14 protein-coding genes are annotated in these 19,996 nt (G+C 67.2%); 5 read left to right on the plus strand and 9 right to left on the minus strand.

Going from position 1 to position 19,996, the window contains the following annotated elements; genetic code table 11:
* Positions 1-92: 92 nt before the first annotated feature.
* The 5 genes from OR37_RS13105 to OR37_RS13125 form a co-directional block, all read right to left on the minus strand.
* Positions 93-2,063, minus strand: a complete 1,971-nt coding sequence (locus tag OR37_RS13105) for a glycoside hydrolase family 3 protein (protein ID WP_106404383.1) — start codon at positions 2,061-2,063, stop codon at positions 93-95.
* A 77-nt stretch (positions 2,064-2,140) separates the two neighbouring features.
* Positions 2,141-4,330: a TonB-dependent receptor gene (locus OR37_RS13110; RefSeq protein WP_004620615.1), complete on the minus strand. Its 2,190-nt coding sequence runs from the start codon at positions 4,328-4,330 to the stop codon at positions 2,141-2,143.
* Positions 4,331-4,690: 360 nt separating this feature from the next.
* The gene (locus OR37_RS13115) at positions 4,691-5,743 is read right to left on the minus strand and encodes a LacI family DNA-binding transcriptional regulator (RefSeq protein WP_004620617.1); all 1,053 of its coding nucleotides are present in this window, start codon (positions 5,741-5,743) and stop codon (positions 4,691-4,693) included.
* A gap of 146 nt (positions 5,744-5,889) precedes the next feature.
* The gene (locus tag OR37_RS13120; protein ID WP_004620619.1) at positions 5,890-8,208 is read right to left on the minus strand and encodes a TonB-dependent receptor; all 2,319 of its coding nucleotides are present in this window, start codon (positions 8,206-8,208) and stop codon (positions 5,890-5,892) included.
* A 105-nt stretch (positions 8,209-8,313) separates the two neighbouring features.
* Positions 8,314-10,848: a TonB-dependent receptor domain-containing protein gene (locus OR37_RS13125; RefSeq protein ID WP_004620621.1), complete on the minus strand. Its 2,535-nt coding sequence runs from the start codon at positions 10,846-10,848 to the stop codon at positions 8,314-8,316.
* Positions 10,849-11,114: 266 nt separating this feature from the next.
* Here OR37_RS13125 and OR37_RS13130 point away from each other — a divergent pair, with 266 nt between their 5' ends.
* From OR37_RS13130 to OR37_RS13145, 4 genes are all read left to right on the plus strand, one after another.
* A complete protein-coding gene (locus OR37_RS13130; protein ID WP_004620623.1) occupies positions 11,115-11,687 on the plus strand; it encodes an RNA polymerase sigma factor in 573 nt (190 codons plus the stop codon).
* Entirely contained in the window at positions 11,641-12,657 is a 1,017-nt protein-coding gene (locus OR37_RS13135; protein WP_004620625.1) for a FecR family protein, read from the plus strand. The genes OR37_RS13130 and OR37_RS13135 overlap by 47 nt, the downstream gene beginning before the upstream one ends.
* Positions 12,658-12,787: 130 nt before the next feature.
* Positions 12,788-14,269 carry an amidohydrolase gene (locus OR37_RS13140; protein WP_004620627.1) on the plus strand — a complete coding sequence of 494 codons (1,482 nt, stop codon included), beginning with the start codon at positions 12,788-12,790 and terminating at the stop codon, positions 14,267-14,269.
* 89 nt (positions 14,270-14,358) lie between these two features.
* Complete coding sequence (locus OR37_RS13145; RefSeq protein WP_004620628.1) at positions 14,359-14,547, plus strand: hypothetical protein; 189 nt, start codon at positions 14,359-14,361, stop codon at positions 14,545-14,547.
* Positions 14,548-14,680: 133 nt separating this feature from the next.
* On the opposite strand, the gene OR37_RS13150 is transcribed toward OR37_RS13145, so the two are convergent.
* Complete coding sequence (locus OR37_RS13150) at positions 14,681-15,868, minus strand: EAL domain-containing protein (protein ID WP_165570613.1); 1,188 nt, start codon at positions 15,866-15,868, stop codon at positions 14,681-14,683.
* A 54-nt stretch (positions 15,869-15,922) separates the two neighbouring features.
* On the opposite strand from OR37_RS13150, the gene OR37_RS21845 reads away from it, so the two are divergent.
* On the plus strand, positions 15,923-16,297 hold the full coding sequence (locus tag OR37_RS21845) for a hypothetical protein (RefSeq protein ID WP_165570614.1): 375 nt from the start codon (positions 15,923-15,925) through the stop codon (positions 16,295-16,297).
* 420 nt (positions 16,298-16,717) lie between these two features.
* Here the strand turns inward: OR37_RS21845 and guaA are convergent, their stop codons facing one another.
* From guaA to OR37_RS13165, 3 genes are read right to left on the minus strand one after another with little or no spacing between them, the layout of a single operon-like run.
* Positions 16,718-18,280: a glutamine-hydrolyzing GMP synthase gene (guaA, locus tag OR37_RS13155; protein WP_004620632.1), complete on the minus strand. Its 1,563-nt coding sequence runs from the start codon at positions 18,278-18,280 to the stop codon at positions 16,718-16,720.
* Between the two features lie 43 nt (positions 18,281-18,323).
* Positions 18,324-19,601 carry an RsmB/NOP family class I SAM-dependent RNA methyltransferase gene (locus OR37_RS13160; protein ID WP_004620634.1) on the minus strand — a complete coding sequence of 426 codons (1,278 nt, stop codon included), beginning with the start codon at positions 19,599-19,601 and terminating at the stop codon, positions 18,324-18,326.
* Positions 19,601-19,996, minus strand: coding sequence for an MAPEG family protein (locus OR37_RS13165; protein ID WP_004620636.1), 396 nt, complete (start codon positions 19,994-19,996; stop codon positions 19,601-19,603). The genes OR37_RS13160 and OR37_RS13165 overlap by 1 nt, the downstream gene beginning before the upstream one ends.

Here is a 19,996-nt window from a genome sequence, read left to right on the forward strand (position 1 = left end):
CCTCGACGGCGTCTGGCCAAACGAAGCGGTGGCGAAGGCCAGCACGGCCAGGCTCGAGGCGACTTTCAGCGTCCGGTTCAAGGCGAACATCCTCAGTAGTTCAGGCCAAAATGGATAGGATAGAGCGGGTCCTTGCTGTCGTGGGGCGCGTCCTCGGCCTGGGCCTCTACGGCGGCCATGGACGATGGCAGCTCGAACGGCAGCTTGCCGCGCGGCGGGGCGACGCCGGTCAGCGCGTCGAGGAAGGCGTCGTCGCCGGCCCCGAAGTCGCCAATCAGCGCCGAGGCCTTGTCGCGCACATTGGTCAGGATCGCCGGTCGATCCAGATAGACCGAGACAATGGTCGGCACCTTGGCGGAGGCGGCCTTGATCGCCTCGTAGTCGGCCGCGCCGTCGTGGAACGACAGGTCGCCCTCGTGTTGCAGCGTGCCGAAGATGAAGTTCGGGTGCAGGGTTTGGAACGGCGTCGACGTCCGTATGATCGCCAGATCCGCCTGGGCCAGATCCTCGACCGGAACCAGCCCGTGGGCGCGCGCGACCGCCGGCGAGACGCCCTTCAGCCAGACCCTGCGCCCCGCCGGTTTCAGCGGCAGCAGGCCGTTGCGGTTCTCCAGCAGGGTCAGGGCCGCGCTCTGGGCCGCGCGGCCCTCGGCAACGAACGCCTTGGCGCCGACGACCTCCGACGCGGCCTTGGGGTCGACATAGGGATTCTCGAACAGGCCCTGCTGGAACTTGATCGCCAGGATGCGGCGGGCGGCGTCATCGATGCGGGCCGGCGCGATCTTGCCGGCCTTGACGGCCGCCACCAACTCGGCCGTGTCCTCGACGCCCCCGAACTGGTCGAGCCCGGCGTTGACGCCCTTGGCGTAGCGGTCGACCTTGGCCAGGTCCTCAACGCCCCAGGCGGTCGAGAGGCCCTCGAAGTTGGGCTTGACGCCCGGCGGGAACCCATTGCGGCAGATCGCTGAACAGTCGTTGGTGATCGCCCAGTCCGAGATGACGATCCCCTTGAAGCCGTGCTTGACGCGCAGTTGGTCGGTCAGCAACCGCCGGGAAAAGCCCGAGCCGACCTGCTCTAGCGGCTGGCCGTCCAGGCTGAGGTCCTTGAGGATCGCATAGGTCGGCATCACGCCCACGACGCCGGCGGCGAAGGCCTGGTCGAACGGCTTGACGTGGAGATCAAACTGGCCAGCGGGAAACACGGCGTAGCGGCCGTAGCTGTTGTGGCCGTCGAAGCCCTTGGCCGAAGCGCCATAGCCGACCCAGTGCTTGACCACGGCCGAGACCCCGTTGGACGCGAGACCGGTCGCTCCGCCTTGAAAGCCCTGGATATAGGCCTTGACCAACACGCCGACCTGTTCGGGATCCTCGCCGAACGTGCCGCTGATCCGTGACCAGCGGGGCTCCGTGGCGAGATCGGCCATCGGCGACAGGGCCTGATGGATGCCGACGGCGCGGTACTCCTGGCGGGCGATGTCGCCAAAGCGCCGGACCAGGGCCGGGTCGCCTATGGCCGCCAAGCCCGTGGCCTCGGGCCACTGGGAGAAGCCGCCTCCGGCGACGCTGGCGCCCGCCACGAATTGGAAGTGATGGCGCGGGTCGGTGCTGATCGTGGCCGGCACACCCAGCCGCCCCTGCTCCGCGACCGCCTGAACCGCGTTGTTCTGCTCGGCCAGCCAGGCCGGGTCGCCGGCCAGGCGGGTGATGAAGGTGGTGACGTGACGCTCCAGGATCAGCGGCTTCAGCTTTTCGAGGTCGTAGCCCTGTCCGCGCCCCGGGACCATGCCGCCGACGGCCGGCAAGGTCCCGTGCATCATCTCGCCGGCCTTCTCTTCCAGCGTCATGCGGGCCGCCAGATCGGCGGCGCGGCGATCGGGCGACAGCCGCCAATCCTCGTAGGGGCTCAGCTTTCCGTCGCGGTCCAGGTCGCGGAATTTCAAGCCGTCGACGGTGATGATCTTGACGTTACGGGCGCCCAGCGTCGGCTGATCGGCGGCCTGGGCCGCCGTCCCCACGACGGCGAAGGCCGCGGTCGAGATCAGAACCCTTTTCAGAAGACCCACGCGGAACTCTCCAACCTTGAACAAGAAGCGCCCCCGGCGGGCAGGACCGCCGGGGGGCAAGCGGCGCCTTGGAAGCGCTAGAAGGTCACGCCCAACCGCAGACCATAGGTACGCGGCGGCGCGTAGAACTCGCCGTTGCCATTGGTCGCCAAGCCCGTGGTCGAGTTCGGCGACGAGGCCGTGCGAACATCGTCGTTCTCGAGATTACGGACATAGCCCTGCAGCGACCAGCGATCGTCGGCATTGGTGTAGGTCAGGCTCAGGTCGGTCTTGGTGAAGCCGTCCTGCCTGTTCTGGGCGAAGCCGTGGTACTCGAGGTTCTTGCCGCTCTCGTAGTGGGTCTGCGCCCGGCCCACCAGCTTGCCCCCCGACGCGATCTCCCAGGTGTGCTGATAGCCGACATTGAGCGTCCACTCGGGCGTGCGCGCCATGCGGCAGCCCGAGAAGTCCGCCGCGCGCGGGGCGGCCGACGCCCAGTTGGCCTTGAAGCAGGCGGGCACGGTCGCGTTGGCGTTGTTGTTAGAGAACGAGTCCCCCAACGGCAGCAGGAAATCCTTGTACCGCGCGTGCAACCAGCCAAGCGTCGCGTCCACGCGGTCGCTGTCGGTGATCACCAGGTTGCTTTCGAACTCGACGCCGTAGACTTGGGCCTTCTTGGCGTTGAGCGTGACCGTGGCGTTCTGGCCGGCGATCACGCCGATCGCCGAGACCTGGAAGTCCTTGTAGTCGTAAAGGAAGCCCGAGGCGTTGAGTTGCAGGCGGTTGTCGAGGAAGCGGTTCTTCACGCCCGCCTCATAAGAGGTGATCTTCTCGGGCTTATAGGTGTTGGCGCCGACGCCATCGAAATAGCCGCCCGCCTTATAGCCCGTGGCGACGTTCGCGTAGACCATCGAGGCGCTGGTCAGGTCGAAGTCGGCGCCCAGCTTCCAGTTCGTCGCGCTCCACTTGGCGTCGGCCAGGTTCTTGACCACGGTCGCGGTGATCGCCCCCGCCCCGTTGGTCAGGAAGGTGCCGCCGTCGCGCGCCTTGTGATCCTCGGTATAGCGCAGGCCCGCCGTGACGCGGAAGCGGTCGGTGACCGAATAGGTGCCCTGGCCGAAGGCGGCGGTCGACTTGGCCGTGACCTCCGGCTGGATGAATGACAGGTACGAGTTCGTGGCCAGGAAAACGCGGAAGTCGACATTGTTGTTTTCGCTGAAGCGATAGGCGCCGACCACCCACTTCAGCTTGCCCGTGTCGCCGCCCAGGCGCAGTTCATGCGACCAGGTATAGTCCTTTCCCTTGAAGTAGTTGGGCGCTCCCGTGCTGGCGTTCTCGCCCGATCGGTCCAGGCGCGAGAAGTTGTAGCCGGTCAGATAGGTCAGCGTCGCGAAGCCCAGGTTCCAGTCGACCTGACCATGCGAACCGAAGAATTTGTTGTTGCGATAGAGGTTGGTGGCGCAGTTGCAGGTCCAGGGATCGCCGGTGACCAGGCTTGTCCCGTAGGTCTGGTCGCCGCCGCCGGCGCCGCCCTGGTGCAGGTAGTCCGCGCCCAGATGGACCTGGAAGTTGTCGCTGGGCTTCCAAAGCAGCTGGATTCGGGCGGACTTGTCGTCCTGGTCGTAGCGATCGTTGCCGCCGGTGCCGGGCCCTTTATTGATCGCCTTCACATAGCCGTCGTGGCGCGACTGCTGGAACGCGGCGCGCACGGCCAAGGTGTCGCTGATCGGCGCGTTGAACATGCCCGAGGTCGTCAGGGCGCCATAGTTGCCGACGTCCACCGAGCCGGAGCCCTCGTAGTCGAACTTCGGCTGCTTGGTGATGACGTTGATGGCGCCCGCCGTGGCGTTGCGTCCGTACAGCGTGCCTTGCGGCCCCCGCAGCACTTCCACCCGGTCGATGTCGTAGAACAGCGCGCCCACCGAGGTGGAGCGAGCGATGTAAATGCCGTCGATATGATAGGCCACGGCCGGATCGCCGACCTCGGTGGTGTTGGTGCTGCCGATGCCGCGCAGGAACACGACGGCCGCGCCGGAACCGCTGGAGCTGATCTGCAGGGCCGGCACCTGGGCCGACAGATCGACCACGGTCTTGATGCCTTGAGATTCCAGCTTGTCGCCGGTGACGGCCGACACCGTCAGCGGCGTCTTCTGCAGATTTTCGGAGCGGCGCTGGGCCGTGACGACGACTTCATCGAGCTTCACGCCGGCGGCCTCCTGGGCCATGGCGACGGGCGCATGAAGGCTCACGGCCGCCGTGGCGGCCGACGCTAACAACAGATTCCGCATGATCTTTCCCCTTATCCTGCCTGGACACCCGCCACGTCGGCGCTTGGCCGGAACGTCGTGGCGTCCAGTCCCCGCGCCGCTTTCGCGACGCTGTTGCGTTTCCTCCGACCCCTGTTCCGGGGCCTTGTAACTCCGCCGCCGTATACGCTGAGGGGTCTCCCGAGCGGCTTACGACAACGTTGTCTTATCTAGTCATCACGGTACGACAACGTTGTCTATGGAGAAATTCATGACAACGCTGTCCGCCCCTTCCGGCGCGAGGAGCCTAAATGCTCGACAAGCCGAGCCAGACGTAAATTGAACCCTGGGACTAAGCGCGGCAGCAATATTCAGGCGCGTTCCCCACCCTTCCGCGCCAAATCAGCGCCTGGGCGGCGCCGCCGAGTCTCTGATCATCGGCGTGTAGTCCAACTGCCGAATGGCGGTCCGGCCGCGGAATCGTTCGTCGCCGAAACCGTCGATCAGGATATCGACGGCGGCCTCGGCCATCTCGGCGGTGGGCTGGTGGATCGTGGTCAGGCGCGGCCAGGCCGCCTCGGCGGCCGGGGTGTCGTCGAAGCCGACCACGGACAGGTCTCCGGGCAGCGACAGACCGTGCTTGGCGGCGGCGGCCAGAACGCCCATGGCCATCTCGTCATTGGCGGCGAAGATCGCGGTCGGTGGTTCGGGCAGTCCCAGCAGGCCTTCGGCGGCTTCGAAGCCCGAGAGACTCCGGAACGCGCCTTGTACGATCCATTCCGGCCGGGGTTCGGCGCCTCGCTCGCGCAGGGCCTCGACATAACCCTGCCGACGCCGCGCGGCCGAGCCGTGGTCGGCGGGACCGTCGATGAAGGCGATGCGCCGATGGCCCATGTCCCATAGTCTCAGGGTCTGTTCGCGCGCGGCCGCTCGGTCGTCCATGAAGACATAGGGGGAGCGATCGAAATCCCTATCGGGCGCGATGCGAACGTAAGGCAGCCCGGCCGTCTCGATCGCGGCGAGGACCTCCGGGTCGTCGCAGGTGGGCGGCGTCAGCACCACGCCATCGAATCGCGCCTCCCGCAGGCTCTGGGCGAAGGCCTGAACGCCGCCCATCGCGCCGGGCGTTCGAACCTGTTCGACAACGAGGTGATAGCCGGCCCGCCGACAGGCCCGCATGGCGCCGACCTGAACCTGGCCGACATAGTAGTAGGCGCCCACCTCCAGGAAGATGACCCCGATCAGATAGCTACGCCGGCTGGATAGCGACCGGGCCGAGGCGTTGGGCCGGTAACGCAGTCGGTCAATGATAGCCTGAACCCGCGCCCGCGTTTCCGCCCCGACCCCCTCCTCGCGGTTGATGACGCGCGAGACCGTCTTGATCGAGACGCCGGCCTGTCTGGCGATATCGACGATCGTGACCGAGGTGCTGACGGGAGGGTCTTCGTTCCGCATGGCCCAGGGCGCTTGATCGAAGCCGCGCGGACGCGGCGCGCGGCGGGACGCCTCGCCGGGTCGGTGTAGCGGTTTTCGGACAAACTGTTGAGGGCCGATGCGCCCGAAGGCGAACGGGCGGACACACAGTCCGCCCGCCCCTTTCTCTAGAAGCGCTTGCGAACCGAGAAGCCGGCCGTGCGCGGGTTGATGCTGACGGCCTGCTTGGGGTTGTTCAGCGCCGAGGTCACGCTCATCAGGCCGACCTCGTTGGTGATGTTGTTGACGAACAGATACGCGCCCCAGTCAGGCCCTTCGACGCCCGCGCGGAGATTGGCGTAACCGTAGTCGCCCTGCTTCTCGTAGTAGACGTAGGTCGGCCGGAATTGCGACGCGGACTCGCCGACATAGGCGTAGTCTGCGCGGATCAGACCGTTCAGCTCGCCCTTCAACGGCCAGGTGTATTCGGCCGAGGCCGAACCGCTGAAGTCGGCGACGTTGGGGAACTTGTCGCCGATCAGGCCGGTCGAGCCGGTGATCAGGACATCGGAGTTGGCTTGTTTCTGGGTCAGCTTGGCGTCGACGAAGGCCGCGGTGGCGTTCAGCGTCAGGCCGGTGACCGGACGGGCCGTGGCCTCGATCTCAAGCCCCTTGATCTTGGCGGTGCCGGCGTTGGTCAGGTAGCTGAAGGCGCCGTTCGCGCTGGTCGCCGAGATCTGCATGTTCGACCAGTCGATCTGGTAGGCCGCCGCGTTCAGGGTCAGGCGGCGGTCGAACCACTGGCTTTTGACGCCGGCTTCGTAGTTCCACAGGCTGTCGGGTCCATAGGCCAACAGCGCGCTGGCCAGTCCCGGCACATTGTTCGCGCCGCCGGGCCGGAAGCCCTTGGCCGCCAGGGCGTAGACCATCACGTCCGACGTCACCTGGTAGGAGACGTTGAACTTGCTGACCCAGCCGCTGGCGCTGGCGTCGACCTGCGCCGGCGGTCCGACATAGGACTGGGTGATGAAGTTGCTGATCAGGACCTGACCCGAAACGGTCTTGTCGTAGTTGAACCGCCGCACGCCGGCCGTCAGGGTCAGCTTCTCGATCGGCTTATAGGCGACTTCGCCGAAGAAGGCCGTCTGCTTGGTGTCGGTGCCGACGTGCCGCCAGGCCGTCAGGTCGTTGGGGTTGATCACCCCGGTGGCGGCGTCGGCCTTGGCCACCCGGCTCTCGATATAGTCGGAGCGGTCCTCGTAATAGACCCCCCCGGTCCAGTCGACCTTGCTGTCGAACAGCGACCCGTTCAACCGCAGTTCGTGGTTCCACGAGGTCAGGCCCATCGGCTGGTAGAGCGCCCCCGGAATGCGGCTGTCGGCATAGGCCGTGTACTGGGCCATCTGGGCGCTGGTGCAAGCCGGGTTGGTCGTGCCGGCCGCCGGCGCGCCGCCGGCGATATAGTTTCGGCACGAGGTAGCGTTGGCGCGACTGGCCGAAAGCGTCGGGCTGTAGTCCGAGTTCCGCAGCAGCGTCCACTTGTAGTACGACGAGGTCCCGGTCAGGGTCGCGAAGCCCAGGTCCCACTTGCCCGTGACGTTGTACATCCGCAGGTTATCGCTGGTCGGGGCGATGACGCGGGCGTTGGTCGAATAGGATTTGGCCCCCAGGGCCGGATACCAGCTGTTCTGGCCATCCAGTGTGGTCTTCTGGAACAGGCCCGTCGCGGTGAAGGTCAGCTTGTCCGTGGGCGTGAAACCCAGCATCAGGCGGCCGCCGTTCGAGTGTTGGCCGTTGATGTCCTTCTTGTTCAGCGTGATGTCGTCGATGTAGCCGCCCTGTTCGGCCTTATAGAGCACCAGGCGGGCGGCCAGCTTGTCCTGGATCAGCGGCACGTTGACCATGCCCTTGACCGAATAGCCGGGCGCGCCGTCCTTCTGGATCGTCCCCTGCGCCTCGACGGCGCCGGCATAGCGGCTGGAGTCGGGCTTGTTCAGGATCACCCGCAGGGTGCCGCCCATCGAGCCCGAGCCGTACAGCGTGCCTTGCGGCCCGCGCAGCACCTCGACGCGCGCGGCGTCGAACAGGTTGACGTCGGCGCTGGTCGAGCTGGCGTCGGCGGTCGTGCCGGCCGGACCGGTCAACGGGGTCTCATCGTAATAGAGGCCCACCGTGGCCTCGCCGGCGCTGCGCACGCCGCGCAAGGTCAGGCGGCGGCTGGTCGGCGAATTGCCGTCGACCTGCAGGTTCGGCACCGTGCGGAAATAGTCCTGAATGCCCGAGGCGCCGATGGCCTGCAGCGACTTCTCGGTCACCGCGCTGATGCTGATCGGGGTGGTCTGGACGGTAGTCGAGCGCTTCAGCGCGGTGACGACCACTTCCTCGATCGTACCGTTGTCGGCCGGCGTGCTGGCCGCCTGCTGGGCGAACGCGTGGCCCGCGACCAGGCTGGTCAAGGCGCTGGCGCCCATGGCCGCGGCCCGAAGCCCTCGAAGCTGCACTTTCATTTTTCTTGATCCCCTCTTGTCGGTCCGCTCGACGGCGGCCTGAAGGATCAGACGCAAGCGGGTGCGGGTCCCTCACCGCCCGACGCGAAAAAGGCGGCGTCCGGATCAGAAGCGGCGCTGGAACGTCAGGCGCAGCGTGCGGGGAGCGACCCCGAAATATTCGATGGGCCCGGAGGTGTTGCGAGCGGCCGACGCTCGGCCCGCGCGATCCAGCAGGTTCTCGACCCCGGCGTCGACCGACCAGGCGCCGCCCGCCAGCCCCGCGCTGACGCCGAAGACCGCGAAGCCGCCCATCTTGATGTAGTCGGCGTTGCCCGGATTGAACGATGAGCGCGCCAAGCCGCTATAGGCGCCGTCCAGACGCAGGCGTCCATCGAGTCCCGTCGCGAGCCTCCAGCGTCGCTCCATCGAGGCGGTGGCGGCCAGTTGGGGCACGACCGGCAGGCGGTCGCCCGCCAATCCAAGGCCGATGGCCGTGTTGGTGATCTGGTCGGCGGTCAGGCGCGCGTCGGTCAGGGTCAGGCTGGCGGCGAAGTCCCAGCCCTCGACACGCTGCGCGCTCGCCTCGAACTCCAGACCGCGAATGCGCGCCGCGCCGATATTGGTGACGTAGTTGAAGGCGCGGTTCTGCGTCTGGGCCGCGTACTGCATGTCGCGCCAGTCGATCTGGTAGAGAGCGAGATTGGCGGTCAGGCGGCGATCGGCCGACTGGGCCTTCAGCCCCAGTTCGTAGTTGTTCAAGCGATCGGACCGATAGACCGCCAGCCCATCCGGCAAGCCCGGCACCACATTGACGCCGCCCGGCCGAAAGCCCTGCGAAACCTGGACATAGCTGAAAAGACCCGGCGAAAGCTGATGGCTGGCCAGCGCCTTCAGGCTCCACCCACGCTCCTGGCCGCGCGCGTCGATCGCATAGCCCGCCCAGGTGCCGGAAACCACATTGGGCGTCTGCACCCCGCCCCGGTCGCGCTTGACGTAGTCGAAGCGGCGCGCGCCCAGGGTCACGTCGGTGTCGGCGGCGACCGCGTAGGAGACCTCGCCGAAGACCGCGCTCTGGGACAGGTGGTTTTCGATGTCGCGCCGCCCGATCAGGACCGCCGGCTCGATCAAAGCGCCGGTCAGCGGATCGACGTGGCGGACCTGACTGTCGATGCGGTCGAAACGCACTTCGCGGTAGACGCCCAGCGTCCAGCTCAGGGGCCCCGCGCCGGTCGAGGAGGCCCGCGCCTCGTGGATCTGGGCGGTCAGCTCGGCCGGCTGGTTCAGGATCGCCGGATAGACGCTGTCGACATAGGCCGCGTAGCGCCGCATCTGGTCGTCATCGCACGCATTGGCCACCGCGAACAGGCGGGCGCAGCCGGCGGGATTGGTCCGCTCGCCCAGCAACACGCCGCTGTAGTCGGAGCGTCGCGTCAAACGCCAACGGTACCAGGACGAGACGGCCGTGACATCGACGGTGGAACCTCGCCACTTCAGCGTGGCCGAGGCGAGGTCGATATCGCCGTCGAAAGGCGCGCGGCCCGCATGGACGGTGCGCCAGGGTCCAGCGGTATCGTTCCAGCCGGAGATGTCGGCGCGATGATTGGACTGATGGGTCGCCGAAACCAGCAGTGAAACCGCCTCGGTCGGCGCCCAGAAGGCCGCCAGGCGCGCGCCGCCGACCCGCGCGACATCGACGTCCTTTATGCCAAGCCGCGTGTTGTCGATCGCCCCCGGGCGGCGCTCGTCATAGGCCGTCAGGCGCACGGCGAGCCTGTCGGGAATGATCGCGGCGTTGAAGATCGCCGCGCCGCCAGCCCCCTGCCCGCCGTGCGCCTCGGTGGAGGCCGAGACGTCGATGGCGCTCGCGGTCTGGGTCGGATCGGGGTGCTTGAACAGGATCCGCAGCGCCCCGCCCATCGCGCCAGAGCCATATAAGGTTCCCTGCGGGCCGCGCAGCAGTTCGATGCGATCGACATCGACCAAGGCCAGCTCAGGCGACATCACCCCTGGGTCGGCCGTGGTGCCGACCGGTCCGGTCATCGGCGTCTCGTCATAATAGAGGCCAGTCGTCGCCTCCCCGGCCCCATAGACGCCCCGCAGCACCAGGCGCGCGCCGAACGAGGTCGAGACCAGCTTCAACCCCGGCAGCAGCGGCGCGGCCTGCTCGATCTGGGTCGCGCCCAGGCGCGAGAGTTGCTCGCCGCCGACCACCACCATGCTGACCGGCGTCCGCTGGGCCAGGCTGGAGCGTTTCAAGGCCGTGACGACGACAAGATCCAGATCGACCGGCGGCGGAGGCGGGGGTGGCGACGCGGGCTCCGTTGTCGGCGCCGCCTTCGTCTCCGGTACGATCAGGAATCCGCGTCCTTGCAGTCGAACCGTGAGCCCCGAGCCGTCCAAGAGCCGCGCCAAGGCCGCCTCGGCCGTGAACACGCCGCTGAGCGCCGGGCTTCGCCGCCCTTGAGTGAGCGCGGGACTGAAAAGGATTTCGCGATCGCTGCGCAACGCCAGCTGGTTCAGCGCCTGTCCCAGCGGCTGGGCGGGAATGTCGAACCGGAGAACGGCCTCCCCTCGCCGCGCCTCCGCCCGCGTAATCGAAGGCGCGAGCGCGCCGACGGCGGCGGCGCAGAACAGGGCCGAGACGACGCGGCGCCTCACGGGCGCTCCCGAGCCTCTGGACCTGACCACACGCGAATCCAACCTCCCCGATGGCCTGAAACAACGCCGTCGAAGGCGATGACCATGCCTTATTTCGCCGTTCGCCCCTTCGTGGGTTCGCCGTTCCGGCCCCTCAAGATCGCTTGTTGCATAGGGACTAGGCAACCGTTGCTTCTTCGATCGCGGTGAGTTCTTGCGCGAACACGCGGCTTGACACGAGGGAAAGGGCGATTTCACCTCGCTGTCATGATGTTGGGGCGTGAACGATGATTGGGGGCGGCCGGAAGATCGAGCCGTCGGACGATAGCGCGCTCGCCGACAGCGGCGCGCGCTTCACGCCCGCCCTGCGCGCCTTCTTCTCCCGCCGCGCCCCGGTCAGCGACGTCGAGGATCTGGTGCAGGAGGTCCTCCTGCGCATCCAGAAGCGCAAGCCCGCGCCGATCGTGAACAATGTCGAAGGCTATCTCTTCGAGGTCGCCGCCAATGTGCTGATCGATCGGAGCCGCCGTGATCGGACCCGCAGAAGGTCCGACCATTGCGAGCTACAAGATTTTCATCACCCCGTTGATGAAATGTCTCCGGAGCGCGTCTTACAGGGACGCGAACAGATAGCGCGGGTTCTGGCGACGCTGGAGGCGCTGCCGGAACGCACGCGGCGGGTTTTCATTCTCGTGCGCTTCGAGGAGATGAGCTACAAGCTCGTCGCCCAGCGCCTGGGGATTTCCGTCAGCGCTGTCGAGAAACATGTGATGAAGGCGCTGCGTCAACTGCACGCGCGTCTGCGGGACGAGGATGAGGTCGACCACGTCGGGCACAGAGACACACGGCGACCCGGATAGCGCCGCGGCGACTTGGTTCGCGCGCCTGCACGGCGACGACGTCTCCTCAAGAGACCGGCTGGACTTCCAGCGATGGCTCGAAGCCGATCCGCGCCACGCCGACGCCTGGGACGGCGTTCGCGGCTCGTGGAACAGCCTCGCGAGCCTTGAGCGCGATCCCCGCCTCGCCGCCCTGCGCGCCGACGCTCTTTCCGCCGCCGACCATCGACCGCGACGGCTCGACCGCCGCGCCCTGGGCCTGGCGGCCGCCAGCATCGTCGCCCTGGCGGGCGGCGCGGTTCTGGGCCGGCGCTGGCTGGGCGGCGAAAAGACGACCGCGCCAGACGAACCTGTCTTCTCGACGGGGATCGGCGAGCGCTCGACCTTCCGCCTGGCCGATAATTCGGTCGTCACCCTGGGCACCGACTCCGCCCTGCGCGTCAACCATTGGGGCCAGGAGCGCCGGCTCACCCTGCTGCGCGGCCAAGCCTTCTTCCAGGTGGCCAAGGACCCGTCGCGTCCGTTCATCGTCGCCGTCGCCGACAAGAGCGTGACGGCGGTCGGCACGGCCTTCGATGTGCGCATGGATCCGGGCAAGCTGTCGGTCACCCTGGTCGAAGGCCGCGTGCGGATCGCCGGCGCCTCGCCCAGCGGCCAGCGCAGGGTCGAAATGAGCGCCGGCTCGCGCTTCGTGGCCGCCGATCGCGCCGACTGGTCGATCCAGCCCGTCGACACCGCCAAGGAGTCGGCCTGGCTGGGTGGGCGACTGGTCTTCGACGGCGAGCCGCTGTCGGCGGTTGTGGCGGAGATGAACCGATTTTCCGAGCGCAAGCTGTCCGTGGCCGATCCCGCGCTGGCGGCGACCCCGGTCAGCGGGGTCTTCAAGACCGGTCAGATCGACGCCTTCGTCGCCGCGCTGAAGACCTACGGCTTGGCCGAGGTGGGCCACGCCGACGCCAATCGAGTCGAACTGGTGCGTCCCCCCGCCTGATCGCGGCGGCGATCGGAAAAAATTTCCGCCGACAGGGTGAGGTTGGAGCGACCGCTTGCGTCGATAGGATAGCCGCCCGCGATCAAGAGGTTCGGAGCGGCGCCCATTCGATACCTCGGGGAACCGTTCGATGAAGCCTTCCACCCTGAAGCTCGCTCTGCTGTCCGCCAGCATGGCGGCGGGCATGTTCGCGCCCCAGGCCTTCGCCAAGCCGATCACCGAGGCCGATCGCGTCCAGATCTTGAAGACCGTCGACGCCGACGCGCCGCAAATCCAGGACGCGGCCCTGAAGATCTGGGGCTTCGCCGAGGTGGGCTACCAGGAGACCAAGAGCTCGGCCCTGCTGCAGGGCCAGTTGAAGGACGCGGGCTTCGACGTGAAGGCCGGCGTGGCGGGTGAGCCGACGGCCTTCGTCGCCAGCTTCAAGAATGGCGCAGGCCCCGTCATCGCCATCCTGGCGGAGTTCGACGCCTTGCCCGGCCTGGCCCAGACCGCCGATCCGGTGAAAACCCCCATTCCGGGCCAGGCCGCTGGCCATGGCTGCGGCCACAACCTGTTCGGCGCCGCCTCGGTGGGCGCGGCCGTCTCGCTGAAGGCCTGGATGGTCAAGAACAACATCAAGGGCGAACTGCGCGTCTACGGCACGCCCGCCGAGGAAGGCGGCTCGGGCAAGGTCTATCTGGTGCGCGCGGGCCTGTTCAACGACGTCGACGCCACGCTGCACTGGCACCCCAACAGCGAGAACACCGCCGTCCAGAGCGTGTCCCTGGCGAATATCAGCGGCAAGTTCCGCTTCCACGGCGTCTCGGCCCACGCCGCCGCCGCGCCCGAAAAGGGCCGCTCGGCGCTGGACGGCGTCGAGATCATGGACGTCGCGACCAACTTCCTGCGCGAGCATATCCCCGAGCAGACCCGCATCCACTACGTGATCACGTCCGGCGGCTCGGCCCCGAATGTCGTCCCCGACTTCGCGGAGGTCTATTACTACGTCCGCCACCCGGATCCGACCGTGGTCAAGGAAGTGTGGGGCCGCGTTGAGAACGCCGCCAAGGGCGCCGCCCTGGCCACCGGCACGACGGTCGACACCGAGATCACCGGGGGCGTCTACGCCCTGCTCCCCAACGACACCCTGGGCCGGGTGATGGACGCCAATCTGCGCAAGGTGGGCGGCATCACCTGGACGCCGGAAGAGATCGCCTTCGCCAAGAAAATCCAGACCACCCTCGTCAATCCGCCGTCCGTCGACACCGTCAAGACGATCGCGCCCTACAAGATCGAGATGGAAGGCGGCGGCGGCTCGACCGATGTGTCGGACATCAGCTGGGTGACCCCCACGGTCGGTCTGGGCACCGCGACCTTCGTACCGGGCTCGGCGGGCCATAGCTGGCAAAACGTCGCCGCCGCCGGGATGTCGATCGGCGTCAAGGGCGCGGTCAACGCCGCCAAGACCCTGGCCCTGACCGGCGCGGACCTGTTCTCCAATCCCGACGTCGTCAAGAAGGCCAAGGCCGAGCTGGAGCAGCGTCGCGGCCCGAACTTCACCTACAAGGCCATGCTGGGTGATCGCCCGCCGGCCCTCGACTACCGCAAGCCCGCGGCGGGTCGCGAATAAGGATCGCTCCCTTCCCCGGCGATCCTCAGCGGCCGGCGCATGCCCTCCACGGCGCCGGCCGCGCCCTCTTTCATCCCTCGGAGTTTGGCGTGACCCAGACCGTCACCATCAGCCGCGAGCGCTTCGAGACGCTCAAGGACGCCCTGCCAGCCGTCACCCGCGAGCACCTGACGCGCGTCTACGGCATCAGCGAGACCACCTGGACCAAGCTGCGCCGAGGCGAGCCGATCAAGCTGAACACCTGGGAACGGATGCTGGCCCGACTGGCGCGGGCCTAGCCTCTAAGGAGCGGAAGGCCCTAAAGCGCGTAGGTTTAAGCGTGAGCGGACAAACCGCTCGAAATCGATCTAAATATTTGAATTTAAGCTCTTTTTATCCGCTTCAAATGATTCCATTTGAAGCGGACAGGCCCTAGCCCCACTGCTCCACTTCGCCCCGCCGTCTGGCGAGAAGCGGCCCCGAAGAGGCAGCGCTGGCGGATGTCCACTCCGGCGTCGCGGTCGGCTTGCCGAAGTGCCAACCCTGCCCGTAATCGACCCCTAGGGCGCGCGCGGCCTCGGCGACTTCCTTGGTCTCCACGCCCTCCGCGATCGTCTTGACGCCGAGGTCGGCGCACAGCGCCACCACGTGGCGCAACACCGCCGCGTCTCGACGCTCGCCGAGCTGGGAGATGAAGCGGCCATCGATCTTGACGAAATCGACCTCGAAGTGACGCAGATAGTCCAAGGAGGCCGATCCGGCGCCGAAATCGTCGATACAGACGGCGAAGCCCATGTCCCTGAGCGCGCCGATCGCGCGGCTAGCCAGGGCCAGGTCGGAGAAGGCCTTGGTCTCGGTGATCTCGAGCAGCAGGCCTCGACGGATCTTCTGTCCCATATGCGCCGCGCGTTGAAGATGCGCCCTCACCGCCGGCTGCAGCAGCGAGATCGCGCTGATATTGGCCGCGATCATCACCGGCTTGGCGGCGCGCGCCAGGACATCGCACACGGTGTCGATGACGGCCATGTCGAACTCGATGATCAGATCCAGCTCTTCGGCCAGACGTATGCTATCGGCTGGGCTGCTCTCGCCGTCGAACCGGGCCAGGGCTTCGAAATGGTGGAGCCGGTCCGAACCGATCGCCACGATCGGCTGATAGACCAGCTTGAACGACCGCTCGTCGAGCGTGCGGCGGAACTCGGTCACCTGGCGGACCGTATCCGACATCACCGCCGCGAAGCCTTGGGCCACGACCGTGGGCCCCGCCGTCAAGAACCGGTCCAGGGCGAAACGCATGGCCTTCAAGGCCGTCTGCGGCTCGCCGGTCGAGAAGTCCAGACGCGCGTGTTCCGACGAAACGCCGGGTCCCGCCGCCGCGGCGAGCCGATCGCCCAGTTCCTCCAGCGAGACGGCGGATTGGCCGAGCATGGCGAACTTCTCGTCGGCCACCTCGACGGCGCCGACGCCATCCCGAGACGCCAGCCTGAGGAGGCTCGACAGGCGTTGCTGCAGATCGCCCGCCGCCGACGGGTCAAGTTGCGACAGCACCCGCGCCAGTCCCTTGAGTTCGATCAGGTCCAACGGCCCCAGCTCCCCCTGGTTGATAGACGCCTCGGCCACGGCGTTGAAATCGTTAGCCGGAACAAGCCCGCGCGCGTCGCGCGCGGGACGCCCATGTCCCGCCCCGCCGATGGAGAGGGAGCAGGAAACCCGTGGGGGATTCTGTGGCAGCCGAAACAACGAAAGATCCGCGAAGCGCTGAAGCCGCCGCCCTTCGCCGGAGGCCAGCGCCATGCGAACAGGTCCGTTGCGCTTGCCCGGCCGCAAGGCTTCCAGCGCCGCCCGCAAGGTCGGCTCCTCGCTGGACGCGAACAGCTTGCCCCACCCCTGACCAACGAGGTCGGCATCGCTCTTGCCGGTAATCTGCTCGACCGCCCCAAGCACGAAAGTGATCACGCCCGCGTCGTCTATCTCGAAGACAAGGTCCGCGCCCGCGAAGGCCAGCCCAAGCAATCGCATTTTTTCGCGTTTGTCAGTCATAAGCGGTGAGGCCCTGTCGCCCTTCGAGCTTTTACGATCTCATTCGACAGTCCTAATACTAAGGTTGAAACTCTGAATATTCCGGAAGAGGAACGTAAAATTCCGAGCTGAATTGTAAAATCTTGCAAACAAGGACCCGCACATTCCCTCGCGAATACCCGGCCAACGAGAACCGACCGCCACCAACACGCGCCGAGGCGCCCGTGACTGATCCGTATACGACCTTGGCGCGTGAAGGCTTCCAAGCGCGCGGATTCGCCCGCCAAGGACCTTATCCTCGTCGGCTGGAGCATTTCCGGCGAAGCACGCGCCGGTTGGTCATGGCGCTTTCCGGCGAAAGCAAACGCCGGGTCGCGGAAAGCGCCCCAAATTGTGGCTTCTGAAATACCCTATGCGCTTGGACGAGCGGCCAAGCTGGACAGGCTCAAATCATTCCCACTCGATCGTGCCGGGCGGCTTGCTTGTCACGTCGTAGACGACCCGATTGACCCCTCGGACCTCGTTGATGATGCGCGTGGCGGTCTTGCCGAGCACGGGCCAGGGAAACTCGAAGAAGTCGGCGGTCATGCCGTCGGTCGAGGTCACCGCGCGCAGCGCCAGGACGTTCTCGTAGGTCCGGGCGTCGCCCATGACGCCCACGGTCTTGACCGGCAGCAGCACGGCGAAGGCCTGCCAGATCTTGTCGTAGAGCCCGGCGTTGCGGATTTCCTCGAGATAGATGGCGTCGGCGTCCTGCAGCACCTTGACCTTCTCGGGCGTGATCTCGCCGGGAATGCGGATAGCCAGGCCCGGGCCGGGGAACGGGTGACGGCCCACGAAGGCCGGCGCCAGGCCCAGCTCGACGCCCAAGGCGCGGACCTCGTCCTTGAACAGCTCGCGCAGCGGCTCGACCAGCTTCAGCTTCATGTAGTCCGGCAGGCCGCCAACATTGTGGTGGCTCTTGATCACCGCCGAGGGACCGCCGCGCGCCGAGACGCTCTCGACGACGTCCGGATAGAGCGTGCCCTGGGCCAGGAACTCGGCCCCGTCGATCTTGGCCGCCTCCTTGTCGAAGACGTCGATAAAGAGCTTGCCGATGGTCTTGCGCTTGGTCTCCGGGTCGCTGACGCCCGCCAGTTCGCCTAGGAACAGCTCGCCGGCGTCCACGTGGACCAGCGGGATGTTGTAGTGGTCGCGGAACAGGGTGACGACCTGGTCGGCCTCGTTCTTGCGGAGCAGACCCGTGTCGACGAACACGCAGGTCAGCTGGTCGCCGATCGCCTCGTGGATCAGGACCGCAGCCACCGAGCTGTCAACACCGCCCGACAGACCGCAGATCACCTTGCCCGAACCGACCTGGTCGCGGATCTTCTGAACCATCTCCTGGCGGAAGGCCGCCATCGTCCAGTCGCCTTTCAGGCCGGCGATGTTGAACAGGAAGTTCCGGTACATCCTAGCCCCGTTGACGGTGTGGTACACTTCGGGGTGGAACTGCAGGGCGTAGATCTTCTTCTCGTCATTGGCGATCGCCGCGAACGGCGCGCCGGTCGAGGTGGCGACGACCTCGAAGCCATCCGGGATGGCGGTGACGCGGTCGCCGTGGCTCATCCAGACGGTTTCCAGCTCGCCGACGCCGGCCAAGCCTTCGAACAGCGGACTGACCTTGCCGATCGTCAGCTCGGCGCGGCCGAACTCGCCGGCGTGACCGCCCTCGACCTTGCCGCCCAGCACGTCGCACAGCAGTTGCTGGCCATAGCAGATGGCCAGCATCGGCAGGCCGAGATCAAAGAGCTTGCGACCGATGCGGGGGCTGTCGGCCTCCAGTACGCTGGACGGCCCGCCCGACAGGATGATGGCGCTGGGCTTGTACGCGTCGACGATGGCCTCGGCCTTGTCGAACGGGTGGATCTCGCAATAGACGCCGGCCTCGCGCACCCGACGGGCGATCAGCTGGGTCACCTGGCTGCCGAAATCGACGATCAGGACGCGCTGGTGGTTCGGTTCGGTGGTCATCGGCGGGTCTCCAGCGGTCTCTGTCGCGGTCAGTCGGTTGCGGTCAGGGCGTATAGGACGATCGCTCCAGCACGGCGGCGAAGAAGCCGTCCGTCCCGGCGCGGTAAGGGGTCAGGCGCAGATAGCCTTCGGGCGTGACGTGCGTGACGCCATTCAGGGCGATCGGCTTGACCGTGAATTCGGGATGGCGCTCGAGGAAGGCAGCGACGCGGTCCTCGTTCTCCTCGGCCAGCAGCGAGCAGGTCACATAGACCATCCGGCCGCCCGCCTTCACGAAGGTCGACGCATCCTCCAGAACGCTATCCTGCTCGATCTGGCGCTTGGCCAGTTGGTCGGGCGACAGGCGCCACTTGGCGTCGGGGTGGCGGCGCCAGGTGCCCGCGCCCGTGCAGGGGGCGTCGACGAAGACGACGTCGATCTTGCCCTCCAGCCCCTTCAGCGGCGTGGCTTCGATCGGCGAGCGGATCTGCAGGTTGCGGACCCCCGCCCTCTGCCCCCGCCGGATCGTGTCGGCCAGGCGACGCGCGTCGGCGTCGTGGGCGAAGATCTGGCCGCTGTTGCCCATGGCGGCGGCCAGGGCCAGCGTCTTGCCGCCCCCGCCCGCGCAGAAGTCCAGCACCTGCTTGCCCCTGACCTCCCCCGCGACGGCGGCGGCGATCTGCGAGCCCAGGTCCTGCACTTCGAACCAGCCCTTGGAAAAGGCTGGCACCGCCTCGACCGATGGCGTTCGGTCGGCGGCGGCCGGGGCCGGTATACGGAAAGCGTTGGGCAGAATGCCGGCCGGGACGGCGTGGATCGGCGCCAGGGCCTTGGCGGCGCGCTCGGCGTCTGTCTTCAGCGTGTTAACCCGCAGGTCCACGGGGGCGCGCTCGGACAAGGCGCGCATCTCGGCGGCCTGGTCGGCGCCGAGGGCGCGCGCCAGATGCTTCTCCAGCCAGTCGGGATAATCGCCCGCCACGGGCGCCGGCGCGCCGACCAGCGAAACGGGATCGGAGAGACGTTCGCGCTCGGCGTCGGTCAGCGGACCAAAGCCGTGTTCCTCGGCCGCCGCCTCGGCGATGCGCTCGGGGCTCCAGGACCATACGAAGGCCAGCACGCCCAACATGACGCCGCGCGGGCTGGCGTCGCCCATCATCCAACCCAGGGACCGCTTTCGACGCAGGGCGTCCAGCAGCAGGCCCGACACGAAGGCGCGGTCCTTGGAACCCGCGTAGCGGGCGGCCTCCCCCCAGCGCTTCAGCGCCATCTTGGCCGGAAAATGCCGCGTCTCGATCTCGGTCAGAACCTCGATCGCCGCCGAAACCCGTCCTCCATCCCGCATCAGACCACCAGGGCCGAGAGGAGCGCCAGGATCCCGACCATGGAGGCGACCCAGACCAGGCTGCGCAGGTAGGGAACGCCAAAGGCGTACAGCGGAATATAAAGAGCGCGCGCGGCGACATAGAGCGCCGCGCCATAGGCGGTCAGATCGCCGAGGCGTCCGCCCAGATAGTCGACCACCACCAGGGCCGCGAAGAACGGGAAGGTCTCGCGGAAATTGGCGAAGGCCCGCTCGAGACGCCCCGCGACGCCCGTCAGCACGATGGGCTCGTCGCGGGGACCGGCGTTCCACTTCAGACCGCGCTGCGGCTGGGCGGCCGCGGCCGCCCAGACCAGGTGGACCAGCCCGATCAGGACCGCCGCCGCCACCATCTGCAGCTCGAACGCCATGCGCAT

It is taken from the genome of Caulobacter vibrioides OR37, from assembly GCF_000372645.1.
In the GTDB taxonomy this organism is placed as follows: domain Bacteria; phylum Pseudomonadota; class Alphaproteobacteria; order Caulobacterales; family Caulobacteraceae; genus Caulobacter; species Caulobacter vibrioides_E.

Excerpts from the sequence above, each read along its gene's own strand:
- OR37_RS13110 (WP_004620615.1), bottom strand. The coding sequence starts at position 4,330 with ATGCGGAATCTGTTGTTAGCGTCGGCCGCCACGGCGGCCGTGAGCCTT.
- OR37_RS13115 (WP_004620617.1), bottom strand. The coding sequence starts at position 5,743 with ATGCGGAACGAAGACCCTCCCGTCAGCACCTCGGTCACGATCGTCGAT.
- OR37_RS13120 (WP_004620619.1), bottom strand. The coding sequence starts at position 8,208 with ATGAAAGTGCAGCTTCGAGGGCTTCGGGCCGCGGCCATGGGCGCCAGC.
- OR37_RS13130 (WP_004620623.1), top strand. The coding sequence starts at position 11,115 with ATGATTGGGGGCGGCCGGAAGATCGAGCCGTCGGACGATAGCGCGCTC.
- OR37_RS13135 (WP_004620625.1), top strand. The coding sequence starts at position 11,641 with ATGAGGTCGACCACGTCGGGCACAGAGACACACGGCGACCCGGATAGC.
- OR37_RS13140 (WP_004620627.1), top strand. The coding sequence starts at position 12,788 with ATGAAGCCTTCCACCCTGAAGCTCGCTCTGCTGTCCGCCAGCATGGCG.
- OR37_RS21845 (WP_165570614.1), top strand. The coding sequence starts at position 15,923 with ATGTCCCGCCCCGCCGATGGAGAGGGAGCAGGAAACCCGTGGGGGATT.
- guaA (WP_004620632.1), bottom strand. The coding sequence starts at position 18,280 with ATGACCACCGAACCGAACCACCAGCGCGTCCTGATCGTCGATTTCGGC.
- OR37_RS13160 (WP_004620634.1), bottom strand. The coding sequence starts at position 19,601 with ATGCGGGATGGAGGACGGGTTTCGGCGGCGATCGAGGTTCTGACCGAG.
- OR37_RS13165 (WP_004620636.1), bottom strand. The coding sequence starts at position 19,996 with ATGCGCATGGCGTTCGAGCTGCAGATGGTGGCGGCGGCGGTCCTGATC.